General features: G+C 70.3%; 36 protein-coding genes and 7 tRNA genes. 28 read left to right on the top strand and 15 right to left on the bottom strand.

Going from position 1 to position 25,487, the window contains the following annotated elements:
- Positions 1-495 precede the first annotated feature (495 nt).
- From OOJ91_RS12695 to OOJ91_RS12625, 15 genes are all read right to left on the bottom strand, one after another.
- Positions 496-573: transfer RNA gene (locus OOJ91_RS12695), tRNA-Leu, on the bottom strand.
- 6 nt (positions 574-579) lie between these two features.
- Positions 580-651: transfer RNA gene (locus OOJ91_RS12690), tRNA-Gln, on the bottom strand.
- A gap of 141 nt (positions 652-792) precedes the next feature.
- Positions 793-864, bottom strand: a tRNA-Gly gene (locus tag OOJ91_RS12685).
- Between the two features lie 10 nt (positions 865-874).
- Positions 875-947 (bottom strand) — tRNA-Glu (locus tag OOJ91_RS12680).
- 54 nt (positions 948-1,001) lie between these two features.
- Positions 1,002-1,074: transfer RNA gene (locus OOJ91_RS12675), tRNA-Phe, on the bottom strand.
- Between the two features lie 236 nt (positions 1,075-1,310).
- Positions 1,311-1,384: transfer RNA gene (locus OOJ91_RS12670), tRNA-Ala, on the bottom strand.
- Between the two features lie 126 nt (positions 1,385-1,510).
- Positions 1,511-1,583 (bottom strand) — tRNA-Trp (locus OOJ91_RS12665).
- Between the two features lie 380 nt (positions 1,584-1,963).
- Positions 1,964-2,245 (bottom strand): hypothetical protein, encoded by a 282-nt coding sequence (locus OOJ91_RS12660; protein WP_266244810.1) that lies wholly within the window; start codon positions 2,243-2,245, stop codon positions 1,964-1,966.
- A 181-nt stretch (positions 2,246-2,426) separates the two neighbouring features.
- A complete protein-coding gene (locus tag OOJ91_RS12655) occupies positions 2,427-2,891 on the bottom strand; it encodes a Panacea domain-containing protein (RefSeq protein ID WP_266244809.1) in 465 nt (154 codons plus the stop codon).
- A 219-nt stretch (positions 2,892-3,110) separates the two neighbouring features.
- Positions 3,111-3,920, bottom strand: coding sequence for a phosphotransferase family protein (locus OOJ91_RS12650; protein ID WP_266244808.1), 810 nt, complete (start codon positions 3,918-3,920; stop codon positions 3,111-3,113).
- Positions 3,921-3,942: 22 nt separating this feature from the next.
- Positions 3,943-4,434 carry a hypothetical protein gene (locus tag OOJ91_RS12645; RefSeq protein WP_266244807.1) on the bottom strand — a complete coding sequence of 164 codons (492 nt, stop codon included), beginning with the start codon at positions 4,432-4,434 and terminating at the stop codon, positions 3,943-3,945.
- 193 nt (positions 4,435-4,627) lie between these two features.
- Positions 4,628-7,246, bottom strand: a complete 2,619-nt coding sequence (locus OOJ91_RS12640; protein ID WP_266244806.1) for an MXAN_6230/SCO0854 family RING domain-containing protein — start codon at positions 7,244-7,246, stop codon at positions 4,628-4,630.
- A 222-nt stretch (positions 7,247-7,468) separates the two neighbouring features.
- A complete protein-coding gene (locus OOJ91_RS12635) occupies positions 7,469-7,807 on the bottom strand; it encodes a hypothetical protein (RefSeq protein ID WP_266244805.1) in 339 nt (112 codons plus the stop codon).
- 70 nt (positions 7,808-7,877) lie between these two features.
- Complete coding sequence (locus OOJ91_RS12630; protein ID WP_266244804.1) at positions 7,878-8,816, bottom strand: helix-turn-helix domain-containing protein; 939 nt, start codon at positions 8,814-8,816, stop codon at positions 7,878-7,880.
- Positions 8,817-8,954: 138 nt separating this feature from the next.
- Entirely contained in the window at positions 8,955-9,191 is a 237-nt protein-coding gene (locus OOJ91_RS12625) for a hypothetical protein (RefSeq protein WP_266244803.1), read from the bottom strand.
- A gap of 157 nt (positions 9,192-9,348) precedes the next feature.
- On the opposite strand from OOJ91_RS12625, the gene OOJ91_RS12620 reads away from it, so the two are divergent.
- The 28 genes from OOJ91_RS12620 (at position 9,349) to OOJ91_RS12485 (ending at position 25,487) form a co-directional block, all read left to right on the top strand.
- Complete coding sequence (locus OOJ91_RS12620; RefSeq protein WP_266244802.1) at positions 9,349-9,783, top strand: hypothetical protein; 435 nt, start codon at positions 9,349-9,351, stop codon at positions 9,781-9,783.
- Positions 9,784-9,884: 101 nt separating this feature from the next.
- Positions 9,885-10,073, top strand: coding sequence for a hypothetical protein (locus OOJ91_RS12615; protein WP_266244801.1), 189 nt, complete (start codon positions 9,885-9,887; stop codon positions 10,071-10,073).
- The gene (locus tag OOJ91_RS12610; RefSeq protein WP_266244800.1) at positions 10,073-10,561 is read left to right on the top strand and encodes a hypothetical protein; all 489 of its coding nucleotides are present in this window, start codon (positions 10,073-10,075) and stop codon (positions 10,559-10,561) included. The genes OOJ91_RS12615 and OOJ91_RS12610 overlap by 1 nt, the downstream gene beginning before the upstream one ends.
- Positions 10,558-10,830 (top strand): hypothetical protein, encoded by a 273-nt coding sequence (locus tag OOJ91_RS12605; protein ID WP_266244799.1) that lies wholly within the window; start codon positions 10,558-10,560, stop codon positions 10,828-10,830. The genes OOJ91_RS12610 and OOJ91_RS12605 overlap by 4 nt, the downstream gene beginning before the upstream one ends.
- Positions 10,827-11,288 carry a hypothetical protein gene (locus OOJ91_RS12600; protein WP_266244798.1) on the top strand — a complete coding sequence of 154 codons (462 nt, stop codon included), beginning with the start codon at positions 10,827-10,829 and terminating at the stop codon, positions 11,286-11,288. Before OOJ91_RS12605 ends, OOJ91_RS12600 begins: the two co-directional genes overlap by 4 nt.
- Positions 11,289-11,393: 105 nt before the next feature.
- Entirely contained in the window at positions 11,394-11,525 is a 132-nt protein-coding gene (locus tag OOJ91_RS12595) for a hypothetical protein (RefSeq protein ID WP_266244797.1), read from the top strand.
- Between the two features lie 132 nt (positions 11,526-11,657).
- On the top strand, positions 11,658-12,227 hold the full coding sequence (locus tag OOJ91_RS12590; RefSeq protein ID WP_266244796.1) for a hypothetical protein: 570 nt from the start codon (positions 11,658-11,660) through the stop codon (positions 12,225-12,227).
- Positions 12,227-12,451, top strand: a complete 225-nt coding sequence (locus OOJ91_RS12585) for a hypothetical protein (RefSeq protein ID WP_266244795.1) — start codon at positions 12,227-12,229, stop codon at positions 12,449-12,451. Before OOJ91_RS12590 ends, OOJ91_RS12585 begins: the two co-directional genes overlap by 1 nt.
- A 68-nt stretch (positions 12,452-12,519) precedes the next feature.
- The gene (locus OOJ91_RS12580) at positions 12,520-12,768 is read left to right on the top strand and encodes a hypothetical protein (RefSeq protein ID WP_266244794.1); all 249 of its coding nucleotides are present in this window, start codon (positions 12,520-12,522) and stop codon (positions 12,766-12,768) included.
- 156 nt (positions 12,769-12,924) lie between these two features.
- Positions 12,925-13,581, top strand: a complete 657-nt coding sequence (locus OOJ91_RS12575; RefSeq protein ID WP_266244793.1) for a hypothetical protein — start codon at positions 12,925-12,927, stop codon at positions 13,579-13,581.
- Positions 13,582-13,703: 122 nt separating this feature from the next.
- Positions 13,704-14,303, top strand: coding sequence for a hypothetical protein (locus OOJ91_RS12570; protein WP_266244792.1), 600 nt, complete (start codon positions 13,704-13,706; stop codon positions 14,301-14,303).
- Between the two features lie 113 nt (positions 14,304-14,416).
- Positions 14,417-14,719: a hypothetical protein gene (locus tag OOJ91_RS12565; RefSeq protein ID WP_266244791.1), complete on the top strand. Its 303-nt coding sequence runs from the start codon at positions 14,417-14,419 to the stop codon at positions 14,717-14,719.
- 32 nt (positions 14,720-14,751) lie between these two features.
- Entirely contained in the window at positions 14,752-15,345 is a 594-nt protein-coding gene (locus OOJ91_RS12560; RefSeq protein WP_266244790.1) for a DUF6573 family protein, read from the top strand.
- A gap of 163 nt (positions 15,346-15,508) precedes the next feature.
- The gene (locus OOJ91_RS12555; RefSeq protein WP_266244789.1) at positions 15,509-16,240 is read left to right on the top strand and encodes a hypothetical protein; all 732 of its coding nucleotides are present in this window, start codon (positions 15,509-15,511) and stop codon (positions 16,238-16,240) included.
- 205 nt (positions 16,241-16,445) lie between these two features.
- Positions 16,446-16,835, top strand: coding sequence for a hypothetical protein (locus OOJ91_RS12550; RefSeq protein ID WP_266244788.1), 390 nt, complete (start codon positions 16,446-16,448; stop codon positions 16,833-16,835).
- Positions 16,832-17,722 (top strand): hypothetical protein, encoded by an 891-nt coding sequence (locus OOJ91_RS12545; RefSeq protein ID WP_266244787.1) that lies wholly within the window; start codon positions 16,832-16,834, stop codon positions 17,720-17,722. The genes OOJ91_RS12550 and OOJ91_RS12545 overlap by 4 nt, the downstream gene beginning before the upstream one ends.
- A gap of 40 nt (positions 17,723-17,762) precedes the next feature.
- Complete coding sequence (locus OOJ91_RS12540) at positions 17,763-19,574, top strand: UvrD-helicase domain-containing protein (RefSeq protein ID WP_266244786.1); 1,812 nt, start codon at positions 17,763-17,765, stop codon at positions 19,572-19,574.
- A gap of 130 nt (positions 19,575-19,704) precedes the next feature.
- A complete protein-coding gene (locus OOJ91_RS12535) occupies positions 19,705-20,985 on the top strand; it encodes a hypothetical protein (RefSeq protein ID WP_266244785.1) in 1,281 nt (426 codons plus the stop codon).
- Between the two features lie 161 nt (positions 20,986-21,146).
- Positions 21,147-21,713, top strand: a complete 567-nt coding sequence (locus OOJ91_RS12530; protein ID WP_266244784.1) for a hypothetical protein — start codon at positions 21,147-21,149, stop codon at positions 21,711-21,713.
- Between the two features lie 124 nt (positions 21,714-21,837).
- On the top strand, positions 21,838-22,215 hold the full coding sequence (locus OOJ91_RS12525; RefSeq protein ID WP_266244783.1) for a hypothetical protein: 378 nt from the start codon (positions 21,838-21,840) through the stop codon (positions 22,213-22,215).
- Between the two features lie 64 nt (positions 22,216-22,279).
- Positions 22,280-22,651, top strand: coding sequence for a hypothetical protein (locus OOJ91_RS12520; protein ID WP_266244782.1), 372 nt, complete (start codon positions 22,280-22,282; stop codon positions 22,649-22,651).
- 93 nt (positions 22,652-22,744) lie between these two features.
- Positions 22,745-23,056, top strand: coding sequence for a hypothetical protein (locus tag OOJ91_RS12515; RefSeq protein WP_266244781.1), 312 nt, complete (start codon positions 22,745-22,747; stop codon positions 23,054-23,056).
- Between the two features lie 16 nt (positions 23,057-23,072).
- Positions 23,073-23,564: a hypothetical protein gene (locus tag OOJ91_RS12510; RefSeq protein WP_266244780.1), complete on the top strand. Its 492-nt coding sequence runs from the start codon at positions 23,073-23,075 to the stop codon at positions 23,562-23,564.
- Positions 23,561-23,737 (top strand): hypothetical protein, encoded by a 177-nt coding sequence (locus tag OOJ91_RS12505; protein ID WP_266244779.1) that lies wholly within the window; start codon positions 23,561-23,563, stop codon positions 23,735-23,737. The genes OOJ91_RS12510 and OOJ91_RS12505 overlap by 4 nt, the downstream gene beginning before the upstream one ends.
- A gap of 11 nt (positions 23,738-23,748) precedes the next feature.
- Positions 23,749-24,219: a hypothetical protein gene (locus tag OOJ91_RS12500; protein ID WP_266244778.1), complete on the top strand. Its 471-nt coding sequence runs from the start codon at positions 23,749-23,751 to the stop codon at positions 24,217-24,219.
- Positions 24,212-24,451 carry a hypothetical protein gene (locus OOJ91_RS12495; RefSeq protein WP_266244777.1) on the top strand — a complete coding sequence of 80 codons (240 nt, stop codon included), beginning with the start codon at positions 24,212-24,214 and terminating at the stop codon, positions 24,449-24,451. The genes OOJ91_RS12500 and OOJ91_RS12495 overlap by 8 nt, the downstream gene beginning before the upstream one ends.
- Positions 24,448-25,134 (top strand): NUDIX domain-containing protein, encoded by a 687-nt coding sequence (locus OOJ91_RS12490; RefSeq protein ID WP_266244776.1) that lies wholly within the window; start codon positions 24,448-24,450, stop codon positions 25,132-25,134. The genes OOJ91_RS12495 and OOJ91_RS12490 overlap by 4 nt, the downstream gene beginning before the upstream one ends.
- Entirely contained in the window at positions 25,131-25,487 is a 357-nt protein-coding gene (locus OOJ91_RS12485) for a hypothetical protein (RefSeq protein ID WP_266244775.1), read from the top strand. Before OOJ91_RS12490 ends, OOJ91_RS12485 begins: the two co-directional genes overlap by 4 nt.

The raw sequence follows: 25,487 nt of genomic DNA, 5'->3' as shown, positions 1-25,487 counted from the left end.
ACCTTGGAGGGAGCGCCCGCCGGGCGGGCTCGGTCAGTCCGGCGATCCTCGGCATGTCCTCGACGGTGAGACGCTGCGGTGCCGAAGGGCGGCCAGCAGCACAGTGCGGGCACCGCCGAGTCAGGCTGCATCGGGCCGCTGCGGCAGATGCCTGAGGCGGGCGCTGCTCGGTTGGAGCCGCGGTGGCCTTCGGTGCCGGTGGCCGTCCGGTCAGAGCCGCAAGGGCATCGTTGTAGTCGGCGCCGGTGGCCCTGCAGAACGCCTCGATCTTGTCCAGCCCTGGCGTGGTCGCCCAGCCGCCAGCGATCCATCGGAAGACGGTGGACTTGCTAACACGTCCGTCGACTACCTCGCTGATGGGCTTGCCTTGCTCGTAGGCGGCGTTGTCGATGGCGATGCGAACGAACGCTGAGAACCTGTCCTGTGCTGTCTGCTCCATGTGGTCCCCCCGGACTCTTGACCTTGGAGGGTAGCCACCAATACGTGAGACTGGCATGGTGCCCTGCGGCGGATTCGAACCGCCAACCCGCCAGGTTTGAGCTGGCGCCCTCGTGCCAGTTGGGGTAGCAGGGCATCGAGCTGGGGGCGGAGGATTCGAACCCCCACGGCCTGAACCAAAATCAGGTGGCCTGCCCGTTAGCCGAGCCCCCAAAGCGTGAACAGGGCAGGTACTCGGGGGCGGTGACCCTCCGCGCTGACTCGGGGAGCTACCCCGCGCCGGCCGTCGACCAAGCTGCGCAACCTGGCCTCTGGTTTCACGGCGTCCGCCGCCCCTGTTTCCCTGCCCCGTCGAGCGGTACCGGGGACTCGAACCCCGCCCAGCAGCTTGGAAGGCTGCCGCTCTACCCGATGAGCTAGCACCGCATGACGTACGTAGGCCGTACGGGACTCGAACCCGTAACCTTCCGGCTGAGAACCGGGTGAGCTGCCAATTGCTCCAACGGCCCATGAAGCCGGCAGGGGGCCGGGAGCCTCGCCCGGGAGGTTCCCCCCTGCCAACGTGCCCGCTCACGGAGTCGAACCGTGCCACTCCCGGGCTTCAACCGGGCGCCCCACCGCTGGGGCCTAGCGGGCGAGAGGTGCGCCAGTCTGCGGGCATCCGCCGGGAGTCGAACCCTCCACGGGCAAGGTGGCCACCCCGCTCCGCGTACCCGGTCCCCGAGTCAAACGGGGTCGCAGCCTGACGACTTGCGCGGCCGTACGCCCGCGCCGCTCACAGGGTGTCCCAGCTTGCCCCGCTTGCTCGCGGGGGCGGTGACGAGCCGCCCGGCCGGGGGTCACCCGGGTCCGTATTCGCTGACACACCCTCGTGGAGCCGAAGGGAATCGAACCCATGACCTCTGACCTGCCAGATCAGCGCTCTAACCAACTGAGCTACGGCCCCAAGATGTCGACCCCGGCCGGCGGCGGGCAATGGTGCTGCCGCCGGCCGGGTGTCGTCTGTATGCCATCCGCTGTGGAGTTAAGAATGATCATCGCCAAGCCGGCCACGAATGGTCGGGACGTTGAGCAGGGGTGACAGGACTCGAACCTGCAACCTTCGGCTTTGGAGGCCGCTGCGCTACCAGTTGCGCCACACCCCTATGAACTTCTGTCGAGTACGAAAAAGCCGCCCTGCCCCTTGCGGGTGGGCGGCTTCCGAGTCCGAGGACCGGGCTAGTCGCCCCACCTACCGAGCTTGAAGTTGTCGACGGAGGCTGCGGTGATGGCCACGCACCACTCCCCGCGCAGCGACAAACGCTGCTGCGGTTCTGGGTTCGTGTGGCGCATCATGACCGGCTGCTCCTCATTGGTTCGTTCGGTTGGTGTTGACCGTAGGTTCCCGGCGGGCAAGCGAGCAACGGAGTTTCCGTCCGCTTGCTCACCCACCGGGTAACCGTGGCACTACTGACGGTACGACACGGCAGGGCCGGTGGCAATAACTTCTACCGAGTTCCCGCTGAAGTTTCGTCACGGAGTGCCGCTACGACCAGATTTCGTGCTTCGGATCCCAGAACACCGCGTAGAACTCAGGGTCACGGCGGAACCCGTACAGCCGCCCCGGGCCGCTGATCCGCAGCCGGCTCACGCACGTCTCGTCGATCAGGCCCAGCTCGACCAGTCGGTCCTTCGCCGCCTTGTTCGGCAGGCGGGCCGGGTCTCCGTAGTCCTTGCCTGGTTCGCCGGAGAAGACCTGGAGCGGGGGCATTTGCTCCATGTCGCAGACCCGCCGCATCATCGCGACGATCTCGTCCGACGACGACACCGACAAACACCACGGACCGCCGTAGTCGAACCGGTTCCACCTCACCCGCAGCAGATGATCAGCTTGGGCAGTGAACAGGGCAGGGCGGCCGGCGCGGGCAGGCACCGCCTTCCGGGGGGCCCCAGCGTCGACTCTGGACGCTGGGACCTTCTTCCCAGAACCCTTGGCCACACGGAGAAACTTACTCCGAATCGCCGTCGGTCGAAGTCGCCACACCCAGGTAGTACTCGTGCATCGACGCGGTCGTGATCTCCGCGTGACCACGAGCCATCGGCGCGAGTCCGGCGCTCTCCCGAGCCTTCACCCAGGGGTCCTCGTGATGGGTCAGGTCGGACAGGTGATGTGCGGTCATGTCGCCGTAGAACTCCAGCACGGCATCGATCGTTTCCCGCTCGGCGGTGCTGAGTTCGTTCGGGTCGCCGTCGAAGTCAGCGGGGCTGAGGGTGAGTCGGCCGCGGTGCATCGCGTACAGGTCGGGGATGACTGGCCCGTTCGCCCACGCTTCGATGCGCTCACCGAACAGGGGTTCGTCGTCCCAGACGAGATGCCAGGCTTGGGCGTAGTAGCAGAGCTTTTGCAGCTTCATCGCTGTGATCGGGCCGAGCTGGGTCAGCACGTAGACGGCTACGGTTTCGATGCGGGCCATGTCGATCACCTCCGGGATGGGGGGAGTCCCGTGCCTCCTCGGTGGTGAGGCGGTCACAGGGTAGCGGCTGCCTACGATGGTTCTAAGGACAACGTTACGCCGTTGTTATCGCTCGGCTGACCTTTTGTCCTACGTTGCGCGTTACGTCAGTAAACACGGCCGCTGGTGAGATACACCACGCCGTGCGGAGTACGCCGAAGGTAACGCCTTTAAGCGGGTCTAGTGACGGCCCGTAACGGATAGACCCCGATGCCCGATCATCCGTCGGTAGTCCGCCCACTCGCCCGTCCAGGTGGCCAGCCCGTGCACCCACTGCGCGGTGCTCCGTTGGGACTTGGTCAACCACTTCGCGGCGCACTCCGACGCGAAACGGTCCAGCACAAGCCGGTCAGCCGCCGCCCAGGCGGGGAACCGCCCCAACCACGCCTCGGCCTGCTCCGGGGTGTGGCCGCTGCCGATCAGCCACTGCACCAGCAACGCCAACTCCACCCACGGCGCGGCCTTGGTCGTGTACGCCCAATCGACGATCCGCAGGTCGCCCGCCGTCATGATCAGGTTGGTCGGGTTCAGGTCCGTGTGAACCAGCCCCGGGCCGGCCGCCGCGGGCAGCTCGAACCCGAGGCGGCTGGCCGGGTCGTACCAGGTGCCGGCCGGCGCCGGAGTTGCCTGAAGCCGGTCGAGGGCCGCGGCGAGCACATCGAGGTCGGGACTGCCGGGCGACAGGTCAGGGTGGGGGCCGTGCAGGTGTTCGGTCGCCACCACCAACCAGCCGTCGACTTCGAAGTGCCACAGCACGGCTGGCGGCCACCGGTCGATGATCGTGGTGGCCGCCAGCTCGTAACGCAGCGACGGGACGCTGATGGGCCCGGAGGCCGCCTTGACGAAGATCGTCGCGTCCGGTCCGACGACGGTCGAGGCGATCTCGGCGTGGTCGCCCGTGGTCGCGGGGATGACGTCGAAAGCCCCGCCGACCCGTTCGGCGATCTTGTACGTGACGGTTGCGGGCAGGGCGGTCCAGTCACTGCGCATGGGTCATCTTCTCCGTTCGACCTCAGCCCTTATTGCCGGGCTGGGGCGGGTTCGGCGGGCAGCAGCTCTCGGCCGCGCCGTCCCAGAATTCCATGTCCACCAGATAGCCGGTGCCACGCAACGCCATCAGCGTGTACGCGATGGCGGTGCCGTCCTCCATCTCCCGCGTGAGGATCGGACGGTGGTGCACGTACCCGCCCGCGATCTGCTCGCACGCGGCGGTGTACGCCTCGCTGCTCTGCAACAGCGCGTGCCAGACGGCGTCGACCGGTGTGGTCGGGACCACGCGGTAGGTTTCGCCGCCCGGCAGCTTCATCCCGAAGCCCGGGGCCTTCACCGCGTCGGCGTGGGCCTTCAGGAACACGAGGAACTGTCCCACGGCCCGTTCGGCGTAGGTGTGGGTGACCTCCTGCCGGGCGGCGAAGTAGCCGGCGAGTTCGTCGAACGTGCCCTTCGAGACGAGCGTTCGGGGGTCCGCTTCGGTGCCGACCGGGTGGTTCGTGGTTGTGCTCAAGACTCCTCCTACGGGTGACGAGGTCGCCGCGGTGTTGGTTCCGCGCCGTGGGCCTTGCCTGTGCAGTGACCGGCGGCGACTGCCGAGGAGATCGAGGATCCTCAGTGGTCGCCGTCGATCTAACACAACGTAGGCGGGGGGTTACGGGAGGGCTGACCCGCCGTGGGGGACTACCCCACGGCGGGGCACCTGTCTACTGCTGGGCGGCCGGCGCGGCGAGGAGGGCCGGCACGTCGGCAGCCGCGAGCAGCCGCACCCGACCGGCGTCGAGCTGCCCGGGGTGTAGCGCGAACACTTCCGCGCCGTCCGGCGCCGGCAGGTCACCGCAGGCCACGAACTGCAAGCCGGCCGTCGCCGCATCCTGGGGTGTGGCTGGGGCGTCGCTGATCCCGGTGCGCAACCGCAGCGCGAACGTCGACACCGACTCACCCTCCGCGCGGCGGAACAGCGCCATCCCACCGGGGCCACGCACGATGACCTCACGGGCGCGGGCGGCGGCGATCCACCGGCCCAGCTCCCCGAGGGTGACCCGGCCACCGGCCTCGAACGAGTCGACCAGGGCCCGCGCCGCCGAGGCGAACTGGTCGCTGTGGCGGTGCACGGAGTGGTGAGTGCCGGTCACCCGGGCGGCCACGTCCAACCACCGCATCGTCCGCGCGTGCAGGTCCACCACGAACGGGATGGTCACCTTGCCCGGCCCGGTGAGGTCGAACCGCTGCTCCACCGAGCGGGCGTCGAACGGCTCGCCCCGCTCGCCGGCCTGGTCGCGGACCATGAACCCGGCGAACGCCTCCGCCATGTTGACGAACGGCACGTTGTTGTAGCTGAGCACGGACATGACCGCGTACCGGCCGCCCTGCTCGGCGAGGACGTCCATGTCGAGGTCGATGAACTCGGACGCGCCGCGCGGCGCCGGGGCGGACGTGAAGTCACCCGAGTGGACCGCGCCGGGCATCCGCAGGCTGGTGTAGTCGCACTTCCCGACGTACTCCCACTCCGCGTTGTAGATGGCGACCGACAGGTCCAGGTCGACGCGCTCGTCGGACTCCATCCAGTGCAGGAACAGCCGCACGACCCGGCCCGCCGGGATCGGCAGCACCGAACCGCGCGTGAGGGTGACGAGAGCGCGGAAGGCGGTGCGCTCCGCGAACGGGACGATCACGCCTTCCAACGCGGTGTCCACGACGGCCCGGTCGACGGCCGGCAGCGCGGCGGCACGCTCGAACACGGCAGCCTTCAACGCCCGCTCGGCCTGCGCGACGAGGTGCAGGGGCAGCGGCTCGCGGGTGTCGCCGATGACGTGTGCGGTGCCGGTGCGGCCGGCGGGGAAGAACACCCGCCGCTCGTGCGTGACCGCCCGGGTGCGGATCTCACCCAGGGCCGACAGGGCCACCGCCGGGGCGGCCTGCCGGGCGGCCCGGCCGATCTCCTCGACCAACTCCGCGTGCCGGCCGGCGCCGATGCGCAGGAGGTGGTCGGCGCGGCGCAGCAGCTCGCCCGGACGGGCGCGCAGCGCACGCACAGCGGCGGTGACGTCACCGTCGCGAAGGGCCTCCTCGACCCGGCGGGCCCGGATGGCGACGAACACCCGGCCGTTGCGGACGCGAACGTGTTCCGTGCGGGCAGCGCCGCCGCTGAGCACGCCGCTGAGCATCAGCGACCCGGCCTGTACCGGAGTCAGCACGGTGCCGCGCAGCGCGGCGATCGCCAGCGCGACGTTCGGCCACCGGTGCGCGTGCTCGCCCGGGTGTAGGCGCTCGCCGACGGCGATCCACGCCCGACGGTGCCGGCGCATGTCCTCGACGAGCTGCACGGTGCCCATCGCGTCGAGGGCCGCCAGGAGTACCCGGCGCAGAGGCCGGGCCACCGGGGCGATACGCGGCCGGTCGATCAGCGACTCCCCGCCCGAGCGGGCGACGAGGAGCCGTAGCACGTCCGTGGCCGTGTCGACCAGGTTGGTGACGTGCGCCTGCACCACGGCCGGGTTGACCGGGTCGGCGAGCAGCCACGCCAGCAGGCGGGCCTTCGCCTCCCGGCCCGGCACGGTGGCGGGCAGCCACGACACGTCGGCGCGGTCCTCGCCGGCCAGGAGCAGCCCGAGGTCGTCGACGTCGGCCGGCGGCAGGGCGGTGGGCCGGGCGAGCAGCGCCCGCAGCTCGGCCCGGACGTCGCCGCGCAGGTCGGTGCCGAGGTGCAGCACCCGTAGCCGCGCCGGCCCGGGTCCGGTGACCGGCCGGCGGTCACGCAGCCGGTCCACTTCCTCCGGCGCGCGGCCTGCGACGAGGTACGGGTCGCGCGGGTCGAGCTGCCGGTGGCAGATCGGGCACGCCGAGAACACGTTGGGGTCGAAGCAGGAGGTGCACACGAGGTGCGCGCACGGGTCGAGCGGCTGGACGCTGCCGGTGGTGGAGCACAGCACGCACGGCTGCTCGGGGGTCTGGAACCAGGCGGCGAGCAGCCGGTCGACGAGGAATCCGAAGGTGTTCGCCGGCACGTCGGCGGGGAAGCGCCGGAACAGCGGCGTGTGGTCGCGGTCTGCGCCGAGCAGTTCGTCGCAGTCGGCGACCAGCCGCGCGCCCAGGCCGATGAGGTGCGCGGTGTCGAGGCGCAGCAGCGCGTCGTACAGGGCGGGGGAGAGCAGCCATCCTCGCTCGACCAAGTCGGCTTCGAGGAGGGCCACGCCCGCGCGAGCGTCGGGGTTGAACTGGCCGCCGACGGGCCCGGGGTAGACGAGGCCGCGGCGACGCAGGAGCACCCGGACGAGGTCGGCCGGCCGGGTCCGGGTGGTCTTGGTGGGGGTCGTGGTTGCCATGCCGATCACCGGCCTTTCGTCGGGGTGAACTGGATTTGGACATGCGTGCGGGGCCGGTGATTGAGCGCGCTTTTTCAGCCGATGAGTAGTCGATAGAAGGAAGCACACCCGGGAGCCGGCCCCGCAACATGGACGGTACGTCAGCGCCCACTCGATAGCAATAACATATACCGAGTTACCGTCCCGGCGCGTCGAGAAGCACCCGATCCGGTGACCCGGCGGTCACTCCACCGGTTCGATGCTCAACTTCACCCGGAAGCTGTCCGGGTCGTCGCCGGCTACCTCCTGGGCCTGCTCGACGTGCCCGACCAGGTTCTCCAAGAGGTCCCGCAGGCCGGCCACCGCCCCGTAGCCGCCCATGTCGACCGGGTGCACCCCGGCGTGCTTGGGCCGCTCCCACACCGCGTCGATGTGCTCGTAGAGGCGGCGTCGGGCGTCGAGCTGCACGGCGCGCAGCTCGGGGGTGAGCCTGGCGAGGAACGTCGCATCGAACTCGGCAAACCCGTCGGCGAGGTTCTGGCCGGCGTTCTGTAGGTCGTCGTCGTGCTCGGCGGTGGTCATCGGCAGCTCCGTCCATGAGGGATTCTCGGGGGAGCCTACGGCCGGCAGCGGCGCATCGGTGCGTGTCGTCTCATGCTGCCTCCGGATCGGACTGGCCGGCCCAGTCGAGGTACGCCTGAGCGGGTTGGTTCTGGAAAGGCGCGTGCCCCGACCGCCGGCCCGGAATGCCAGCCGGCGCCGCGCCCGCTCCGGGCTCGCGGGCCGCCTGGTACTCGGCGATCACCTCGTTGATGCGGTCGTCGAGGGTGCCGTTCTCGTGGGCGGTGCGCCACCACTGCGGCGAGAAGATGGCGTGACGGCGGGTCAGCTCGTCAACGAGGTAGGTGGCCTCGGCGGGCTGGTAGTCCCGCAGGTCGGTGAGATGCCGCGTTCCCTCGTCGCGGGCCTGCTCGTCGAGAGACTTCTTTCGCCGCCCCTTCTCTCCTCGCCTTGACCGAGAGCGCGCCGCAGCCGGCGGTGGTGACGGGCCGGGGGCGAGAGAAGAGGGGGGTGTTTCGTTGGGATGTTCCTCTGGGGTGTTCACCTGGTGTGTTCCCTGGTTAGTTCCTGCTCCATCGGATTGGCGGGTACCCCCCATCGGATCGGCGGGTACCTCCCCCTCGGATTCGGGGGTACCCCCCTTCGGATCCTGGGGTACCCCACCCTCGGATTCGAGGGTGCCCCCCTCCGAATCCGAGGGGGTGTGCCCGCCGGCCGGCGGGTCGTTGCGTAGCCGGTACAGGCACCCCGAGATTGACCCGTCCGGCCGGGATCGCACCTCCGACGTGAGCAGGCCGGTCCGCCGCAGCTTCCCGATGGCCTTCTCAGCCGTGGACTTCCCGACCTTGGCCCGCTCGGCGACTGTGCGCGTCGTCGGCCAGCACAACCCGTCGGGGTCAGCGAAGGACCGCAGTGCCACGTAGACCCGCATGTCCGTCCCGTTGAGGGGTTTGTCGTCGCCCTCTTTGAGCGTGGCGGGGTCGACTGCGGGGAGGTACTGGTCGGGATCGAGGATCCAGATCGGGACCATGCCCCACGGCATCGTGGTTGGTGTGGCAGGCGGACCAGCGTTGTTACTCTGTTGCACAGCCCAGGACCTTTCTGGGTGAGTCGACCCGGGAGCACGGTGTTGGTAGCACCGCCCGGGTCGCACCATTTCTGGTGTGGGTCAGGTCGTCGGGGTGGTCTTCCGTTCGACGCCGGCAAGGATCGTGTTGAGCCAGGTGTCGGACCAGGCGTAGCCGGTCCAGCGCAGGATGTCGGCCTTCTTCACCCCGTCGGCGTACGCCGCTCGGGCTGCGTCGGCGAGCTTGTCTCGGGGTTCCTCGACGATCCGCTTCGCCTCTTCTTTGGCGCGTTGATACGCCTCACCCCCCTCCCGTAGTCGGGTCTGATGGTCGGTCATGCCCTGATCATCACACAGAGTCCAAAAAGTTCCAACCAACTTTGCCAAGTTGGTTGACCTGGGCGTTTGCTCGTGTAACTTGGTAGTTGTAACCGCTAGCGGCAACGGCCGGTGCTACCAACACCACCGGGGCCACCGATCGGGAGAGGTCCCCGACATGATCACGAAGCTCACCGAGGTCGGCCAGAACGACAGCCAGGTCTACGGCCCGCTCACCCTCGTCGCCAACCTCTGCGTCGGCGGTGGCGTCGCCCTCAACACCTTCGCCGGGCCCGAGCGGATCGACGCCCTGTCCGGCCTGCGCTTCAGCAACTACCTCGACGCCGCCGAGATCTACCGCGCCATCCGCGACGGTGGCATCGCCGGCGTGAGCATCGAGGGCATCGCCGACGTGGTCCGGGAGCGGCTGGTGTGCATCGCCGCCGAGCTGCGCGACCGGGCCGGGTACGAGCCCCGCGTCGCCGAACTGGACCGGGCCCTCGACCAGGTCGAGCCGCTGGCGTTCGCCAGCCCGGTGGAGCGCACCTTCGCCACCCTGCGCGACGAGTTCGCCGCCGGCCACGCCCGCGACCGGGCCGCCCGCGCCGCCTGACCTTTCCCCGCTTCACCCGCCGGCCCCGCCACCGGGGCGAGGGCCGGCACAGCACCACCCGTCTACCCAGAGCGTCCATCAACCCACGTCAGGAGTACGTCATGGACAGCATCGCCGTCATCGCCCGCCGCGCCGCCCGCGTCGAGGTCCGCGCCCGCCGCCGGCCGGTCATCGTTGAGGTCACCAACGCCGACGGGGAGCCGATCCGCCGCCGGCAGCGGCCGTGCCGCCCGTCGCGGCAGACCTCCGACCGCACCGCGATCGCCGCGTCGCAGTTCGGTACCGCCTGATGACCGCCGACAGCAAGCCGATGGCGCTGCTCACCGAGGAGGCGCACAGCCCCACCCCGGCCGCCGGCAGCGCCGGCACCATCGCCCTCGACGAGCTGGTCACCGCGATTCGGCACGGCCGGGTCGTCGCCATCGGCAGCCGGTGGGTAATCGATGTGTCCCGCGACGCCCGCACCGCGATCGACCTCGGGTTGGCCGCAAAGGTCGGCGTCGAGGACCAGGCCCGGCTAAAGCTCACCCGAGCCGGCCGGTTCGCCTTCACTTTCCTGCATTCGGCCCGCGTCCTGGCCGTGCAGAAGGCCATCGTTCAGGCCCGGCAGCGAGGGCGGGACGAGGTTCACGCGGAGGCCGCCGACCGGGCGGCCGAGGTCGCGGAGGCCGCCCACCGGCGCCGCTGGCTGCGTACCGCCAGGCAGCTCGCCGGTGCGGTGCTGCTGCTCGCCGCCGGTGCCGCCATCGCCATCCTCGCCATGCAGGCCGGACGATGACCGGCCGCATGGCGGGCCCAGTCCGCCGTCTTTGGGCGCGTTTGACCGGCGGCATGGTGCGCCTCGCCCGCCGTCTTTGGGCGCGCGTGACCGGTGACTGGTTCGGTGCGCTCACCGACGACCAGCTCGCGCTCTACATCGCCGTCAGGCTCCACCACCTCGCCCACGGACGGCCCTCGATCGTCTTGGTGTTCGAGATCGGCCGGCAGCTCGGCTTGCCCTACAGGGACAAGCGGGCCGTCATCAAGGCGATCGGCGGCCAGTGGTGACCGCCCCGGACTACGCCCGGGTGCGTGACGAGCTACGCGCGCAGCTCGGCCGGGTCGACACGAAAGCCCTCGGCCTGTCCGCGATCAACCTCGGCGCGGTCGGCCTCTTCGGGGCTGCGCTCGTCCGGACCGACGTGCCGGACGCGGTCCGGGTCGGCGCGGGCGCAGGGACCGCGGTGGTGCTGTGGTCGCTGTGGCGGCTGCTCAACGCCGTCGCCCCGATCCTCACCGGCGACTACGGGTTCGTCGCGTACGCCCGGACCAACACCCCCGCCCAATTGGAGCGGGCCATCATCGCCGACCAGGTCGACGAGCAGCGCGAGATCCGCTGGTTGTCCCGAATCGTTCGGCGGAAGTACCAGGCCGTCCGAGGTGCGGTGTACGGGCTGATGTACGCCCCCGTCGTCGCGGCGTTGACCGCAGTGGACTACGCGACGGCGGTGCTCCTGTTCCGGTAGCCGGCCGCCCCCGTCGCTGCCCGCCATTCAGGGGGAGCGGGCAGCGCGCGGGGGCCGCCGGACCCGGCGGACCCAATCCGAACACCTGACTCACAGGAGGCCCACGTGCCGAACAACGACCCGAAGACGACCGGCTCCTCGTACGGCGACCTGTCGCCCAACAAGCAGCGGCAGGCGACCACCACCAACGCCGGGAACTCCGGCAGCTCCGGCAACTCCGGTAGCCGCAGCCGGTAGCGCTGCGCGGGGGCGGCCACTGCTTCCTACGGCGCCGGCCGCCCCCGCTGTCCCCAGCCCGTGAGGACCCACCCCGCATCGGCGCTCGCAACGCCGTGGGAGGGGCCGACCAACCCGAAAGGGAGGCCAACCATGGCTGAGAGTATCGAGCCGCGCCGGGTGCTGCTGGGAACGCAGACCCTGCCCGGACAGCGAGCCGGCCTGCGCGGCTGGATCACCCGCCGCCAGCAGCGCCGCTCCGACCAACGGAAGTACGCCTACCACCAGGAACAGCTCCGAAGCATCCGCGCGAATCTCTCCCAGGTCGTCGACGCCGGCCAGCGGGCCGACCTCCTGCTGCGCCTGGCCAGCACCACCCACCGTCTCGGCGTGCTCCACCGCACCTTGCACGGGATTCAGCGGATGGACGACGAGCCCCGCAGCAAGGCGACGTCGCTGCTGTTGGAGGGCGGCCTGTACCACGCCCTGTCGGTCGTGGAACTCTCCGTGGTGTACGGCACCCGCCGCACCCGCACCGTCCCCCGCATCGAGCGTGCCGCCGGGCTGGTCCTCGACCGGATGGCCGCAACCCCGGACCTGATCGCCCGCACCCAACTGCTCGACGACCTGCACGACGCCGTCGTCCCCGTCGTGGGGAAGCGGGCCGCGACCGCGATCCTCGCGCTGCCCCTGCCGGCGGCCCTGCTCCCGCAGGCCGACTGATGGACGGCCGACACCCCAGCGGATACCGCACCGTCGGCTTCCTCCTCGCGCTCCTCGCGGTGGTCGGGCTGCTGCTCCTCCTCATCGACCGGGCCACCGGCGGCGCCCTGCCCGACATCCACGCCGGAACCTGGCGCATCCCCATCGGGATACCCATCGCGGTCGTCGCCGCCCTGACCGCGAAGGGCCTGCTCGACGTGGCCAACCGGCGGGAAGCCCAGTGACCGCCCCGGCCCGCCGCCGCGTGCGGCCCCGCCGGCACCCTGACGTCGACGACGCCGTGGTGGACCGCGTGACCACCGACGCCGACGCCACCGACCGGACGGTGGTCGACCAGGTGATGACCAGCGTCAACGTCGGCGACCAGGCCGTCATCGCCCGAATTCTCGCCGCGATCGAGGCCGGCGACCCGCCGACGCTGATCGTGGAGGGCGAGGGCCGCGGCTGGTGGCCGGTCGACGCAACCGTCGATGCGGTGACGGTGCACGGGCACGAGACGACGATGACGGTGCCGTGGGCGTCGGTGGCGCTCGACGAGTGATGCGAGGCGACGAGGTTGCCAGCCACCCTCACTATGGGAGGCCCCAACCTCCACTGGGAGTGAACGGTGCCTCGTCGCCTGCTCGGCCGCCTGACCGACCGTGCTCCGTACCGCCTACGCGTCTCTCGCAGTGGTGTGCGCCGACCGGACGACTCCGTGGGCGGCGGCGACCGCACCAAGCCAACCGACTGGGTGCAAGCGGTCGCCGCCCTACTGGCTGTGATCCTCGCTGCGCCGGCTCTCTGGGTCGGCCTTGCCACGTATCGGGACCAGGTGCAGGTGACTCGCGCTCAGCTTGAGTCGACGCAATTAGAGCAGCGGCGCTATGTGGAGCGGTACGCCGTTCGAGTCAGCTATTGGGTCGAGTGGATGAGCGTGGATGGCAAGGACTTCCTGGTGGTGAAGGTTCAGAATCGATCGCCCGTACCGATCACCGAAATCCGGATCATCGTGTTTGGGTGGGACGACGATTCCGGAGTGCAATTGGAAGACCAAGATGTCTACCCGGCCCGCGAAATCGCCGTGCCCTGCTCGATTCTCACGCTCCGACTGCAAGTGCAAGTTGAGCCGGACGTATTTGAGGATATCCAGGATCTGCATCATCCCTTTGTGACTACCTTACGGTTCACGGATGCCGTGGGGCGATGGGAGCATCCTCGGACTGGCTATCCTTCGCCAATCGATGCACCTAGAGGTCTACGGCCACATGAGGGGACTGAGCCCCCGATCCGCTTCGGCTGGAGCGGGCGCTTCCTGGCGTCGGAGGTGCCGGGCACACGGCAGTCGGCGGGAGACTGCGGCGAGGGCGGTTGACCACACCGGGAGAAGGGGTGGCTGTGGCCAGGAGGGCAGTGCGGCGGCGGACGATCCCGATCCGCCGCCGTAGGCGGAAGACGTCCGCGGAGCGTCCGAAAGTCACGGATTGGCTTCAGGCGGTGGCGGCCCTGGCGGCGGTTCCCGCACTGGTGATCGCTGTTGTCACATGGCGTGACCAGCAGGCCATCAACCGGTCGCAGTTGGAGGTCAACCAGGCGCAGGTGCGGTTGGCCGAAATTGAGAACAAGCGGTATGAGGGGCGGTACGCCGCCCGCGTGTCCTTTTCGTGGGCGGATAGCCCGCCGGGGGGCCAGGTGGACCCCTACCCCACCTTCCTGATCTACAACCCGTCGCCAGTGCCGATCATGCGCATCGCTTTCGAGATGGATCGCGGCAGCGTAGAACCAGAACCAAGCTATTTTTATGGGGGCGATCTGGACGCCCCGCCGTGCTCCATATTGACGGTCCGGGTGATCCAAAGAAATCCTGGCGGCCCACCGACAGTCCCGATGCACGACTGGCCGCTGAATATGCGGTTCCTCGACACCGTTGGCTGGTGGCGTATCACGACGGAGGACAGCATCGAGTTGGGTGCGGTCCGGGCGCCTGTCCCGCTGGCCGAGGAGGATTGGCCGCCGCTTGAACGCACTCCCAAGTTAGGGCTTGAGGAGGTCCCTGGGACGCGGAAGCCTGCTCCCGATTGCGGCGAGGGCGGGTAGCGATCTCCGCCTGCCGCGACGTGGCAGCGAGGTGACTTTGCGGATTGGGTGAAGAAGCAGCCGTCCCGGTGTAACTTGGTAGTTGTAACCGCTACCGAGTACCGGGGGTTGAGATGGACGGCATCGCCTACGACGACTTCGGATTCCCCGTCGCCACCGACACCGGCGTCCGCTGCGGCAACCACCACACCGCCGACCCGGTCCGGCACGCCAATGTGGCCGCCGTCCGCGAGTGCTACCGCCGCTGGCAGGAAGAAGAGGACGCCGCCGAGGCCGACCACGCCGCCGAGCTGGCCGGGGAGCGCGCCCTGGAGGACGCCGGCTACTGGGCGGCCCGCGCCCAGGAGGACCACGAGGCCGCGATGGGCGTCATTCCGTTCGACGTCGCCATGGCCGACGCCCTCGCCCACGCCTGACCCGACCACCACCTGCATGAGGAGGCACCATCATGTCCCTGCTTACCCGTATCGACCGGGCCGTCGCTGGTGACTGCCCGTGCGGCGCCGCACCGCGTCCGGGGTCCGCGTACTGCGGCCAACTGTGCGAGCCGACGCACAGGGCAGCCAACACGGCGGACAGTTCGGCCCGGTGGCACCCCGGCCTTGCCGGCTTCGAGGAAGGCACTCCGCCCGCCGCCGATGACTTCTGGGTCGACGCCGAGATCATCCACGCCTACACCCGCGCCCAGGCCCTCGCCGACGGGGCGCTGGTCGACGCCGGCCCCGTGGCCCGCGAAGCCGGGTTCCGCATCCCGCTCGCCCTCACTCAAGCCGCTTGGGCCGACTGTGTGGCCTGGACCGACGCCGACAGTGAGCGCAAGGGCACCGTGCAGGACGAGAAGGGTCGGCTCTGGGACGTCCTGACCATGGCGATGCTCGCCGCCCGGCGGGCCGGTGATCGGCAGCGGGTGCCGTTCGAGCTGGTTCGGGTGCCGGTCGCCGGCCGGGGCGTTCGGCCGCGCCTGACGACCCTCGCCATGGTCATCGGCCCCGGCGACGAGGGGGAGCCCGTCATCACGATCATGCTGCCGGAGGAGGACTGACTTCCGAGTCCGCGAGGAGCGCCCGGGGGAGTGCCCTCCCTTCGGGCGCTCGGTCGTGTCTGGGGCGGAACACGCTGGGGCAGTTCGGCGAAGTCGTGGACACGGGCACGCCTCTGCGGTAACTTGATAGTTGTAACCGCTACCGATTACCGGAGGCCCGGAGATGGACATCACCACCGCCACACCCGCCGAGATCGACACCAAGCTCGCCGACATCTACGGCCGCGCCCAGCAGGCGCAGCAGAAGGTCATAAGCGCCACCAGCGGCCTCCACTACGCCCTCAACGAGAGGCGCGTCCGCTACGGCCGCCGGGAGACGTGGCCGACCACCACGGAGGAGGCCCTGGCCGCCGTCCGCGCCCGGGTCGCTGACCCCGAGTACCGCGAGGTTCCCTGGGGCGGCTCGCCCGCCAAGAGCCTCACCGCCTACGAGACGGCCGTCACCGCCCTCGACGCCGTCCGCGCCGAAGCCGACCCCCTGAACGCCGAGTTCGCCCGCCGGGGCGGCTGGACCCGCTTCTTCAGCGTCAAGCAGCACAACGGCCACATCCACAGCTCGATGAACTGCTCCACCTGCAACCGCGGCGTCTACGCCACTGAGTTCGGCTGGAACGCCGACCTCTCCGGGATGTCGATGGCCGAGGCGATCACTCACTTCGACCGCCGCGCCTACGTCCTGTGCACGGTGTGCTACCCGGACGCCCCGGTCGAGTGGACCGTCCACACCGAGCGCACCGACCGGTGCAAGGGCACCGACCGGCCCCCCGTCGAGGGCACCAGGAAGAAGCAGGGGATGCGCTTCTACGGCCAGTGCCCCGAGTGCTCCGACAGGCCGTACATCAACGTCAACGGCGGCCTCCGCGCCCACAAGCCGAAGGCTCCCGCGAGCGCCTGACGCGCCACGTGGCCCGCCCACCCGGGCGGGACACCCGACGACCAGGAGGACGACCGATGCCCCGCAGTGAGAACCGCGGCTGCGACCGCTGCAAGTTGACCCTGCGGTGCCGCTGGATCGGCCGCATCGGCGGCTGGCTCTGCCGCGACTGCGCCACCCACGAACGCACCCACTGAACCGCCACACCAGAACCAGGAGAACGCCGATGTCCATCCTCACCGCAGCCGCCGACCTCGCCGCCCGCTGGCGGCCCACCGACGAGCAGATCCGCGTGGCCGTCGCGATGCTCGCCGCCGCACCGGCCGGCGCCGACACCGTCGCCGTGCCCCTGGTCCTGCCCGGCAAGACCCGCGGCGTCTGGGATGTCGGCCAGGAGGTGGAGGCCGGTCGCGAGTTCTGGCTCGCCGACCGGAGCACCTGGGAGGGGCCGCTGTCGTACTCGGTCGCCCGGGACGCGGCCGACCGGGCTGCGGCCGACCAGCTCGGCGACCGGCCGGGTCAGTCCGGTTACGCCACGATCACTCGGGACGGGCGCTGGCACGTGTGGGAGGGCATCGCCGCTGCCCGCAGCGCCGAGCAGGGGAGCCCGGCATGACGGCCCCGGCGCCGGACCGCCGGCTGCACCTGATGACGGGCGAGGATCAGCAGCGGGTCCGCAACGCGGTCGCCGACCGAGGCCCTGGGATCTTCGCCTCACCCCTCGGGGGCGGCTCCCGGGCCAACGTCGCCCGCTACCTCGCCGAAGGGGAGCTGGGCAAGCAGTTGGCCGACCGGCACTCCTGGCGCACCGTATGGAAGGCCGTCGCCGAGGTCATCGACCAGGACCCGACGGTGATCGAACGGTCCCCGCAGCAGGCCGCGGCTGACGCGCAGGCCCGTACCGCCCGGGTTGACGCGATCGTGGACGAGGCCCAGCGGGCGCTGCGGGCTGATGACCTCGTTCAGGTGGCCCGGCTGCTCAACGAGGCGATGGCGCTGGACCCGGACCATCGGCTGCCGGGGGTGGGTGGCAGCCGCGCGTTGGGTCACCGCCTGGCGGGCATCCGCGACTGCATCCACGCGCAGTTGGTCGTCGAGCAGCGGGCGGCGGCTGTTGGCCGGTTCCGGTTGGGTGAGATCGCCGGCAGTGAGGCGCGGGTTCGGGACACCCTCACCGGTGAGGTGGTGCTGGTCTGCCACCGGTCGACGGCCGAACGGTGGTTGGCCTGGCACACCGCCGGGCTGGGTGGGGTGCGTTCGTGGGTCGAGGACAACGACTTCCGGCTGTGTGCGTGCCGGCACCTGTGCGCGTCGCACAGCTCGTCGAAGGCCGACTACACGCAGGTGCCGGGGGTTGGGAACGGTGATTGCGGGATCGAGGGTTGCGGGTGTCAGGAGTTCCGGCCGGTGATCGCCGGTCCGGCCGCGCCGCTGGTCAGCGTGGGGGAACTCGCCGGGGGGAATTCGGTAGAAGTCGTGGACAGCACCCCACCCATGCCCTAACTTAGTAGTTGTAACCGCTACCGAGTACGGGAGATGCGCCATGGAAGCCCACCGGCCCACCGACGAGCAGCAGGCCGTCATCGACGCCTTCACCTCCGCCGACCGACCCACCCTCGTCGTCCAGGCCGGCGCCGGCTGCGGCAAGTCCTCCACCCTCAAGATGGCCGCCCACACCCAGCCCAACCGCAAGGGCCTCTACGTCGTGTTCAGCAAGGCGCTTCAGCTCGAAGCGAGCAAAGAGTTTCCCTCGGCTGTCGACTGCCGCACCGCGCACTCCCTGGCGTTCGGGCCGGTTGGCCGCTTCTACCGGGACCGCCTCGACGGCCCCCGCGTTCCCGCCTTCCGGGTCGCGCAGATCCTCGGCTTCCACACACCCGTGCAGATCGCCGACGACCTGGCGCCGCTCGTCCCGAACACCCTGGGCCGGCTCACCCTCGACGCCGTCGGCAAGTTCCTCAACTCGGCCGACGAGGAGCCCAGCGTCCAGCACGTCGCCCGGGTCGACGGCTACACCCGGGAGCAGACCCGGGACCTCGCGACCTACCTGCTGCCGTACATGCGCAAGGCGTGGAAAGACCTCCAACTTCAGCGCGGCGGACTGCTGAAGTTCCCCCCCGACGCCTACCTGAAGATGTACCAGCTCACCCGGCCCCGCATCCCCGTCGACTACGTCCTGCTCGACGAAGCCCAAGACCTCTCCCCGGTCATGGCGTCGCTGTTCCACTTCCAGGACCACGCGCAGCGCATCATGGTCGGCGACTCCGCGCAGGCCATCTACGCCTTCCGGGGCGCGATCGACGCCATGGCGAAGTTCCACGCCGACCAGCGACTCACCCTGTCCCAGTCGTTCCGGTTCGGCCCGGCCGTCGCCGACGAGGCCAACAAGTGGCTCGACCTGCTCGACGCGCCCCTGAGGCTGCGGGGCTTCCCGCCCGCCGGCTCGCGGCTCGCCCACCTCGACCAGCCTGAGGCGATTCTGTGCCGTTCCAACGCTGGGGCGATCAGCCAGGTCATGCAGGCCGCCGCGGCCGGCCGCAGGGTCGCCCTCGTCGGGAAGGCCGATGAGTTGCGCCGGCTGGCCGAGGCCGCCGAGGAACTGATGGACGGCCGCCCCACCGGCCACCCGGAGTTGGTCGCTTTCCAGACCTGGGACCAGGTCCGCGAGCACGCCCAACACGACGACGCTTCCGGCAACCTCCAGGTGCTCGTCAAGCTGATCGACGACCACACCCCGGCCGAGATCATCAACGTCGTCAACGGGTTGGTCGACGAGAAGCGCGCCGACGTGGTCGTCAGCACCGCCCACAAGGCGAAGGGCCGCGAGTGGGACCGGGTGAAGATCGCGGGTGACTTCCGCGAGCCCCGCCGCGACAAGCAGACCGGCGAAGCGGTGCTGGTGAAGGACGAACTGCGGCTGGCCTACGTGGCGGTCACCCGGGCGCGGAAGGTGCTCGACCGGTTCGGCCTCGTCTGGGTTGACGAGTACGTGCAGACGTTCGGCCGGATGGAGTCGCCTGCTGAGGAAGTGGCGCGCACACCGCTGCCGAGCCGGGACGAGGCGGCGCCGCTGGTCCTGGACCGGGCCGAGAGCGCGACCTTCCACTGCGGGCAGCTCGGTTGCACCGGCGTCCACCTGGACGCCAACGAGGAGTGCGACCCGGCGCACGACTTCGAGATGCCCGCTGTCCCGGTGGCCGCGGTTCCGGCCCCGGTCGACCCGGTGGTGATCGCGCCCGCCCCGGTGGCCGTCGCGGTTGCACCCGGGTTGTTCGGCTCACTGTGCAACCGCTGCCGGATCTACCGCAATCCGAAGTGCTCGGCCTGCGGCACGCCAGTCGGAGCCTCCCGCTGAGTTCCAGGTCGGGCGGGCCAGCCACCCCGAAATGCGTCGGAAGCGATTGCCCGCCCGACCCCTATGCCGTAACTTGATAGATATGACTACTACCAATTAGTTGACCACCCGCACCCGCAGGGAGCTCGCCATGCCGAAGCCCACCACCGCCGAGACCCGGTTCCTCCGGAAGATCGCCGACGACGGCGGTGTCTCCGATGAGGCGATGACCCTCGCGGGGGACCGGCGGCCGATCAACGCCAGCGTCGCCAACGGCTGGGCGATCGAGGAGCCCTGGGGGGACGGCACTGGTCGTATCCGGCACCGCATCACCGTTGAGGGCTGCCTGGCCATGGGTGCCGACGTAAGGATCGCGGAGGAGGCGGCTCTCCGGGCGGTCGTCAAGGTGACCTCCTCCTGCGGGGACAACTCCTGCTCGGCCCGCGCGGTCAACGTCGTCAACTGGACGTCGCCCGGCAGCAGCCACGCCAAGACCTTCTGCCACCCGCACACCGTCGAGCACATTCGCCTGGTACGCGGGCACTCCCCGCAGGTGATTCCCCTCGCCGAGGGCGCGTTCGCTCTACTGGCTGACAGCGCGGGAACGCAGGTCGCGACGTGCCAGCACTGCGGCCACTACATCTACCTCTACGCCTCGGTGGCCCGGCGTGAGGGCAACTGGTGGCGTTCGGGCGAATTCGACGAGACGGGCCGCTGCGGCGATGCTGAGCAGCGGACACAGACCGTCGTGCACCACGAGCCGGTGATAACGGTGACTGACCGTGATGCAGCCCTGGCTGCCACCACCTGCGGCCGGGCTGTCGGTCACAGCGTGGCCGACTGCGCCGAGGAGCGGGCGGCCAAGCCCCGCAGCGTCAAGGACTGCGACGGCCGCGACTACGGCCCCGGCACGCGGGTTGAGGTGGCTGCCGACACTGACCCGCTGCACGGCCGCAAGGCCACCGTCAAGAACATCGGCCACCGGGGCCCCGGTGGAATCCCGGTGTACCTCACCGCCGTCGACGGAGGCTCACCCGACGGGGTCACGGTCCGGTGGGCCGACGAGGTTCGGGTTTTCGACGCCGAACCCGGCCCGGTGCCGGCCCCCGCCGTGCCGCTCACGGAACCGCGGCCCGCTGAGGTCGAGCCGACCTCGGTGCGGCTCGATGACCGGGACGTCGTGCTCGCGGACGCCTCGCTGGTCGAGCTGGCCCGTATCCACGGGGAGGCCCGCGCCCACGCCCAGCACTTCAGCCCGTACGAGGGCCGCCGGTACTTCCGTGTCCGCGCCGAGGGTGACGCGGCCCTGGACGAGATCAAGCGCCGGGTCGACACCTTGTACCGGGCTCGCGCGGCGGCAGGGGAGGGGAGTGGCCTCGATGACGTCCTGGCGGTGCTCGACGCTTCCGGCCGCCGGCCGGTGTCCACCTGACCGGCCATTCCCCCGACTGTTACGTACCAGCCCTGGTACGTGACATCTATCAACATGAGAAGGAGGTGAACGCCACGATGAGCGACACGTTGACGTATGGTGCCCCCGATGACTACCAAGTTATGGGGGACGACGAGATGCCGGATCAGCCGTTCCTGACGATGGCCGACATCGCCGAGATCGGCGCACGAGTCCAGGGCGTCGCGTCCATGCAGCCGAAGACGATCAGCCAGCACCTGTTCGAGTCAGGCAGCGCGATCCCGGTGAAGACTGGCGGCACCCGGCGTGGGAAGTACGCCTCGGACCCGTTCCCGGCCCCCAGCGCGTACGCGGGCAAAGGGAAGAAGCCGTGGTGGGCGCTAGAGCGTGAGCAGGACATCGTCGCCTGGTTTGAGCGCCACCCGCGCCGTCAGCCCGGCGACGGCATCGGCGGTGTGCGGCCGAAGGCCGAGCGGTCGGAGCGGCCCGAGCAGGCACCGGTCCGGCGCGTGACGCCCGGCGTGACGGTGAGGCAGACGAAGGGTGTCGCCGAGGTCCACGTGGGTGACCAGGTGCGGACGTTCGAGGCTCCGATTCTGCGTCGGGCGGTGGAGCTGCGTCGGGAGCATCCGCGCAGTGTGGACGCGGTGGCCGAGGGCCTGGTGGCCGGGTTCGAGATGTCGAAGTCGCGGGCGCGGGAGTATGCGTCGGCGGCGCGGACGTTGGTGGATGCCGGGGTCGACCTGTAGGGGTCGGCCGCCGGCGGTCACCCGTTTGGGTGACGTGGCGCAGAACTTGGTAGAAGTAGCGGTGACGGCTCTGCCGTTGCCGTAACTTGGTAGTTGTAAGAGCTACCGAGTTACGGAGGACGACATGGCCACCAGGACCCTCACCCCCGCCGCGCAGATCGCCGCCAACGCTCGCGCCGACATCAAGGCCGCCCGCAAGGCCGGCACCCTCGTCCTCCCCGACGGCGCGAAGATCCGCATCACCTCGGAGAACTTCTCTTTGGGCAGCGGTGTCACCATTGCCGTCACCGACGTCGACCGGGACTGGGCGCTCACGACCGGGCACGGCGCGCTCGGCGACGTCGTGAAGCCCACCGCCGAGGCGAAGGTCATCGGTGATGCGCTCACCGCGATCCTGCACCGCCACGGTGCCGGCCGCACCTGGGGTGACGTGACCATCCTCGGCATCCGCGTCGACGACCAGACCATCCACCCCGCCTCCTACCGGGCCGGCCAGGACTGACCCGCCCGGCCCCGCCCCGACCGGGGCCACCACCCGCCGACCATCAACCGTGAGGGAGCCCGCCATGACCGCCACCGCCGAGTTCGTCACCCAGACCGCCGCCGAGCGGTTCGAGTCGATCGTCATGCGCTGGTACCGGGTCAGCGAGTTCCACCCCGACCAGGAGTGGGACATCTTCGGCGTCGTCTGCGACGTGCTCGTCATGGTCGAGGAGCAGGGCATCGTCGCGTTCATGGAGGCCCCCGCGCAGGCCGACGACGCGGTCACCCGGACCGTGTGGCGGGTGCTGGAGCAGTTCGCCCGCCGCGCGATGTTGCTCACCCGCACCCCGTGGACCGGCGGCCAGTACGTCTACGCCGACCGGTGCGTCTGCACCTCGACCGACCCGGACGGCTGCGCCGGCCCGTGCGCCTGCGGGTGCACGCGGTGCCGCTGAACACGGCGCGGGGAAATCGGTAGAAGTCGTGGACGCAGGCCCGATCGTGGCGTAACTTGATAGACGTAACCGCTACCAATCTTGGGGGTTGTGATGGGCGAGGCCCTGGTCACCGACATCCGCGACGGACTCATGGTCAACCTGCTCCGCGACCTCGGCGCGAGCCACCACGCCGCCCGCCAGATCGCCGGCAACCTCGTCCGCGACTACCTCGCCGACCAGCCCGCCACCCCCGACCGGCTCGCCGACCTCACCGCCAACCAGCGCGGAGCCGCATTCGAACTGGCCCTGATGCTCTGCGACGTCGCCCGCCACGCCGGCCACGCCTCCTGCCCCGACCTCGGGCCCGCCGCCGACCACGCCGCCGCCGCCACCCGCCACGCCATCAACCCCGCCAACTGCTGACCAGGGAGCACCCGCCATGGCCATTCCCGCCCACACCGTGACCGGCCCCAACGACCACGGCCGGTACTTCATCACCACCGGCCGGTACCGCATCCAGTTCGGACCGCGCTCCGAGTACGAGCGACTGCACCCGGCCGTCATCGTCTCCCGCGCCGTCTGCGAAGCCGCCGATCCCGAGCTGGCCCGCCTCGCCGCCGAGGAAAAGCAGCTCCCGGCCGGCCGCCGGTACGCCGAGCGCGGCACGATCCCCGACGTCGACGAGCTGTACGACCGGCTGAACGCCCGCACCGACGTCGTCTCCGTGGCCGTCGCCCGCGAGCTGCTGCCCCTGCTGGAGGGCTACGTCGACGGGGACCTGAACGCCGCGATCGGCGGGGCGTTCTTCAACCAGCACGCCATGTGCGAAACCTGCACCTGCTCGCCCGGGGTGTCCCTCCCCACGAACCTCACCATCGCCGGAAACACCGTCGACGTGTGGGTGGACCCGATCGAGCAGGCCGGGGAGTGACCGCCGTGGCCGCCAAGACCCGCGCCACCCGGACCGTGGGCCCGAACCCGGCTTACGTGCGCACCGACCAGGAGCGCCGCCGCTCCGGCGCCGCAGGCCCACAGGACTCCCGCCCGCGTCGGCAGCGCACCCGCGCCGCCGCCCGCAACGCCGCCATCCGCGACCACCAGTAAGGACACCGACCATGACCACCTTCGCACCGACCGACGTGACCGTGATCCGCGCCTACGCGGTGACCGGCGCTGACCTGGTACCGGCCAAGTACAGGAGCGTCCGCATCCTGCCCGACAAGGTGACCGTGACGTTCCTCAACGGCACCCCCACCCGCCTCGTCATCGAGGGGCCCAACGCCAAGAAGGACGGCACGGCTGGTGTCAACCGGCACGAGGAGTCATGGAGCCTCGACTGGGCCGGCGATGCGGCGACGGCACCCGAGTGGGTGGCTCCGCTGCTGGACGCCTCGGATGTCCGGCTGGAGGTCGAGGACCAGGCCACCGAGCTGAACGCGGTGCGGGAGTTCGTCGGCCGGTACCCGGCGCTGACACCGGACCTGCGGGCAAAGCTCGACGCCGGCCACCACGACCCCGAGATGGCCGTGGTGGAAGGTATCCGGGACATCCTGCGCCGGCAAGCTGCGGCGGTGCGCCATGACTGACGGCAACGCGACCGCCGTCCATGAGCGGCCCCACACCGAAGGTGACGGCTGCGCCATCTACCCGTCGGCCGCCCTCGTCGAGGTAGACGGGGTGGAGGTCTTCGTGGACGCCGTCGTCGAAGGAGACGTGATCGTCGACGAGGACGGCGTCTGGCACGTCGACGACATCACCGAGGCAACCCACGACGGGGACGCCTACTGGCACCTCGACCTGTCGAGCGTCGACCAATGACCGGGGCCGCGCGCACTTTCACCGACCCGTCCGTGCTGGCCGGTATCGCCGCCGGCAAGGACTGGGCCGATCCGGAGATGGACCCGACCCGCATCAACTGGAAGCGGCGGCGGGCCGACGCGCTGATCCCCTTCGAGGTGGTCGACGGGCGTCCGGTCAACCCGCACGCGCCGACCGGTATCCGCTACGGCCGTAACCAGCTCGGCCATTGGGGTGAGCAGGTCGCGGCCGACGCGATGGTCACCGTCAGCGACGCCGCCGGCCACCGGTGGCTGCTCATGATCGAACGCAAGGACCGGCACGGGTGGGCGTTGCCCGGCGGGAAGGTCGACCAGGGCGAAACCCCACTCCACGGGGCGATCCGCGAGCTGGGCGAGGAAACCGGCCTGCACCTGCCCGGCGCCCACTGGCGCGTCAGCCCCGCCCGGTACGTGCCCGACCCGCGCGCCTCCGACGAGGCGTGGATGGTCACCGTCCTCGCCCGCACTCACCTCGGCATCTACTTCACCCGGCGCCGGCCGCTGGTCGTCGGTTCCGACGACGCCCGCCGGGCCGCCTGGATCCGCGCCGGCTCGTACACCGACCTCGTCACCCACCTGGCCGACACCTACGGCGGGCAGGTGTTCCCCGCCCACTGCGACATGCTCCGCGACCAACTCGACCCGAAGGAGACACCACGATGACCGACCCGAGCACGACCACGAAGCCGAAGCGCAGCCGGACCGTGCGGGAGATGCCCGCCGCCGCGCTGGTCGCCGGCTACCAGCTCGCCTCTTACTGGTTCGGCATCACCTGGTGCCCCGCCGTGGGGAAGACCCGCGACGGCGGCTACCAACTGCGGGTCCTGCGCTCCGAGGTGACCCGTGGCACCGAGACGTCGACGCGGTACGACTACTTCCGCACCGACCCGGACGGGCTGGTCATCGAAAGCCCTCGCGGCCTGGGGCGGGAGACGAACCGGAAGGTCCGGCTCACCGGCTTGGACGAGCTGGTCGCCGAGCACGCGACCGCACCACGAGAGGCGGCCGGGCTGTGA

Origin of the sequence: Micromonospora lupini, from assembly GCF_026342015.1 — a bacterium.
In the GTDB taxonomy this organism is placed as follows: domain Bacteria; phylum Actinomycetota; class Actinomycetes; order Mycobacteriales; family Micromonosporaceae; genus Micromonospora; species Micromonospora lupini_B.
This window is presented reverse-complemented; position numbering and strand designations above follow the sequence as displayed.

Coding starts and splice junctions, on each gene's coding strand:
- OOJ91_RS12655 (WP_266244809.1), bottom strand. CDS start 2,891: ATGGCCCGCATCGAAACCGTAGCCGTCTACGTGCTGACCCAGCTCGGC.
- OOJ91_RS12650 (WP_266244808.1), bottom strand. CDS start 3,920: ATGCGCAGTGACTGGACCGCCCTGCCCGCAACCGTCACGTACAAGATC.
- OOJ91_RS12640 (WP_266244806.1), bottom strand. CDS start 7,246: ATGGCAACCACGACCCCCACCAAGACCACCCGGACCCGGCCGGCCGAC.
- OOJ91_RS12635 (WP_266244805.1), bottom strand. CDS start 7,807: ATGACCACCGCCGAGCACGACGACGACCTACAGAACGCCGGCCAGAAC.
- OOJ91_RS12630 (WP_266244804.1), bottom strand. CDS start 8,816: ATGGTCCCGATCTGGATCCTCGATCCCGACCAGTACCTCCCCGCAGTC.
- OOJ91_RS12625 (WP_266244803.1), bottom strand. CDS start 9,191: ATGACCGACCATCAGACCCGACTACGGGAGGGGGGTGAGGCGTATCAA.
- OOJ91_RS12620 (WP_266244802.1), top strand. CDS start 9,349: ATGATCACGAAGCTCACCGAGGTCGGCCAGAACGACAGCCAGGTCTAC.
- OOJ91_RS12615 (WP_266244801.1), top strand. CDS start 9,885: ATGGACAGCATCGCCGTCATCGCCCGCCGCGCCGCCCGCGTCGAGGTC.
- OOJ91_RS12610 (WP_266244800.1), top strand. CDS start 10,073: ATGACCGCCGACAGCAAGCCGATGGCGCTGCTCACCGAGGAGGCGCAC.
- OOJ91_RS12605 (WP_266244799.1), top strand. CDS start 10,558: ATGACCGGCCGCATGGCGGGCCCAGTCCGCCGTCTTTGGGCGCGTTTG.
- OOJ91_RS12590 (WP_266244796.1), top strand. CDS start 11,658: ATGGCTGAGAGTATCGAGCCGCGCCGGGTGCTGCTGGGAACGCAGACC.
- OOJ91_RS12585 (WP_266244795.1), top strand. CDS start 12,227: ATGGACGGCCGACACCCCAGCGGATACCGCACCGTCGGCTTCCTCCTC.
- OOJ91_RS12565 (WP_266244791.1), top strand. CDS start 14,417: ATGGACGGCATCGCCTACGACGACTTCGGATTCCCCGTCGCCACCGAC.
- OOJ91_RS12560 (WP_266244790.1), top strand. CDS start 14,752: ATGTCCCTGCTTACCCGTATCGACCGGGCCGTCGCTGGTGACTGCCCG.
- OOJ91_RS12555 (WP_266244789.1), top strand. CDS start 15,509: ATGGACATCACCACCGCCACACCCGCCGAGATCGACACCAAGCTCGCC.
- OOJ91_RS12550 (WP_266244788.1), top strand. CDS start 16,446: ATGTCCATCCTCACCGCAGCCGCCGACCTCGCCGCCCGCTGGCGGCCC.
- OOJ91_RS12545 (WP_266244787.1), top strand. CDS start 16,832: ATGACGGCCCCGGCGCCGGACCGCCGGCTGCACCTGATGACGGGCGAG.
- OOJ91_RS12540 (WP_266244786.1), top strand. CDS start 17,763: ATGGAAGCCCACCGGCCCACCGACGAGCAGCAGGCCGTCATCGACGCC.
- OOJ91_RS12535 (WP_266244785.1), top strand. CDS start 19,705: ATGCCGAAGCCCACCACCGCCGAGACCCGGTTCCTCCGGAAGATCGCC.
- OOJ91_RS12530 (WP_266244784.1), top strand. CDS start 21,147: ATGGCCGACATCGCCGAGATCGGCGCACGAGTCCAGGGCGTCGCGTCC.
- OOJ91_RS12525 (WP_266244783.1), top strand. CDS start 21,838: ATGGCCACCAGGACCCTCACCCCCGCCGCGCAGATCGCCGCCAACGCT.
- OOJ91_RS12520 (WP_266244782.1), top strand. CDS start 22,280: ATGACCGCCACCGCCGAGTTCGTCACCCAGACCGCCGCCGAGCGGTTC.
- OOJ91_RS12515 (WP_266244781.1), top strand. CDS start 22,745: ATGGGCGAGGCCCTGGTCACCGACATCCGCGACGGACTCATGGTCAAC.
- OOJ91_RS12510 (WP_266244780.1), top strand. CDS start 23,073: ATGGCCATTCCCGCCCACACCGTGACCGGCCCCAACGACCACGGCCGG.
- OOJ91_RS12500 (WP_266244778.1), top strand. CDS start 23,749: ATGACCACCTTCGCACCGACCGACGTGACCGTGATCCGCGCCTACGCG.
- OOJ91_RS12495 (WP_266244777.1), top strand. CDS start 24,212: ATGACTGACGGCAACGCGACCGCCGTCCATGAGCGGCCCCACACCGAA.
- OOJ91_RS12490 (WP_266244776.1), top strand. CDS start 24,448: ATGACCGGGGCCGCGCGCACTTTCACCGACCCGTCCGTGCTGGCCGGT.
- OOJ91_RS12485 (WP_266244775.1), top strand. CDS start 25,131: ATGACCGACCCGAGCACGACCACGAAGCCGAAGCGCAGCCGGACCGTG.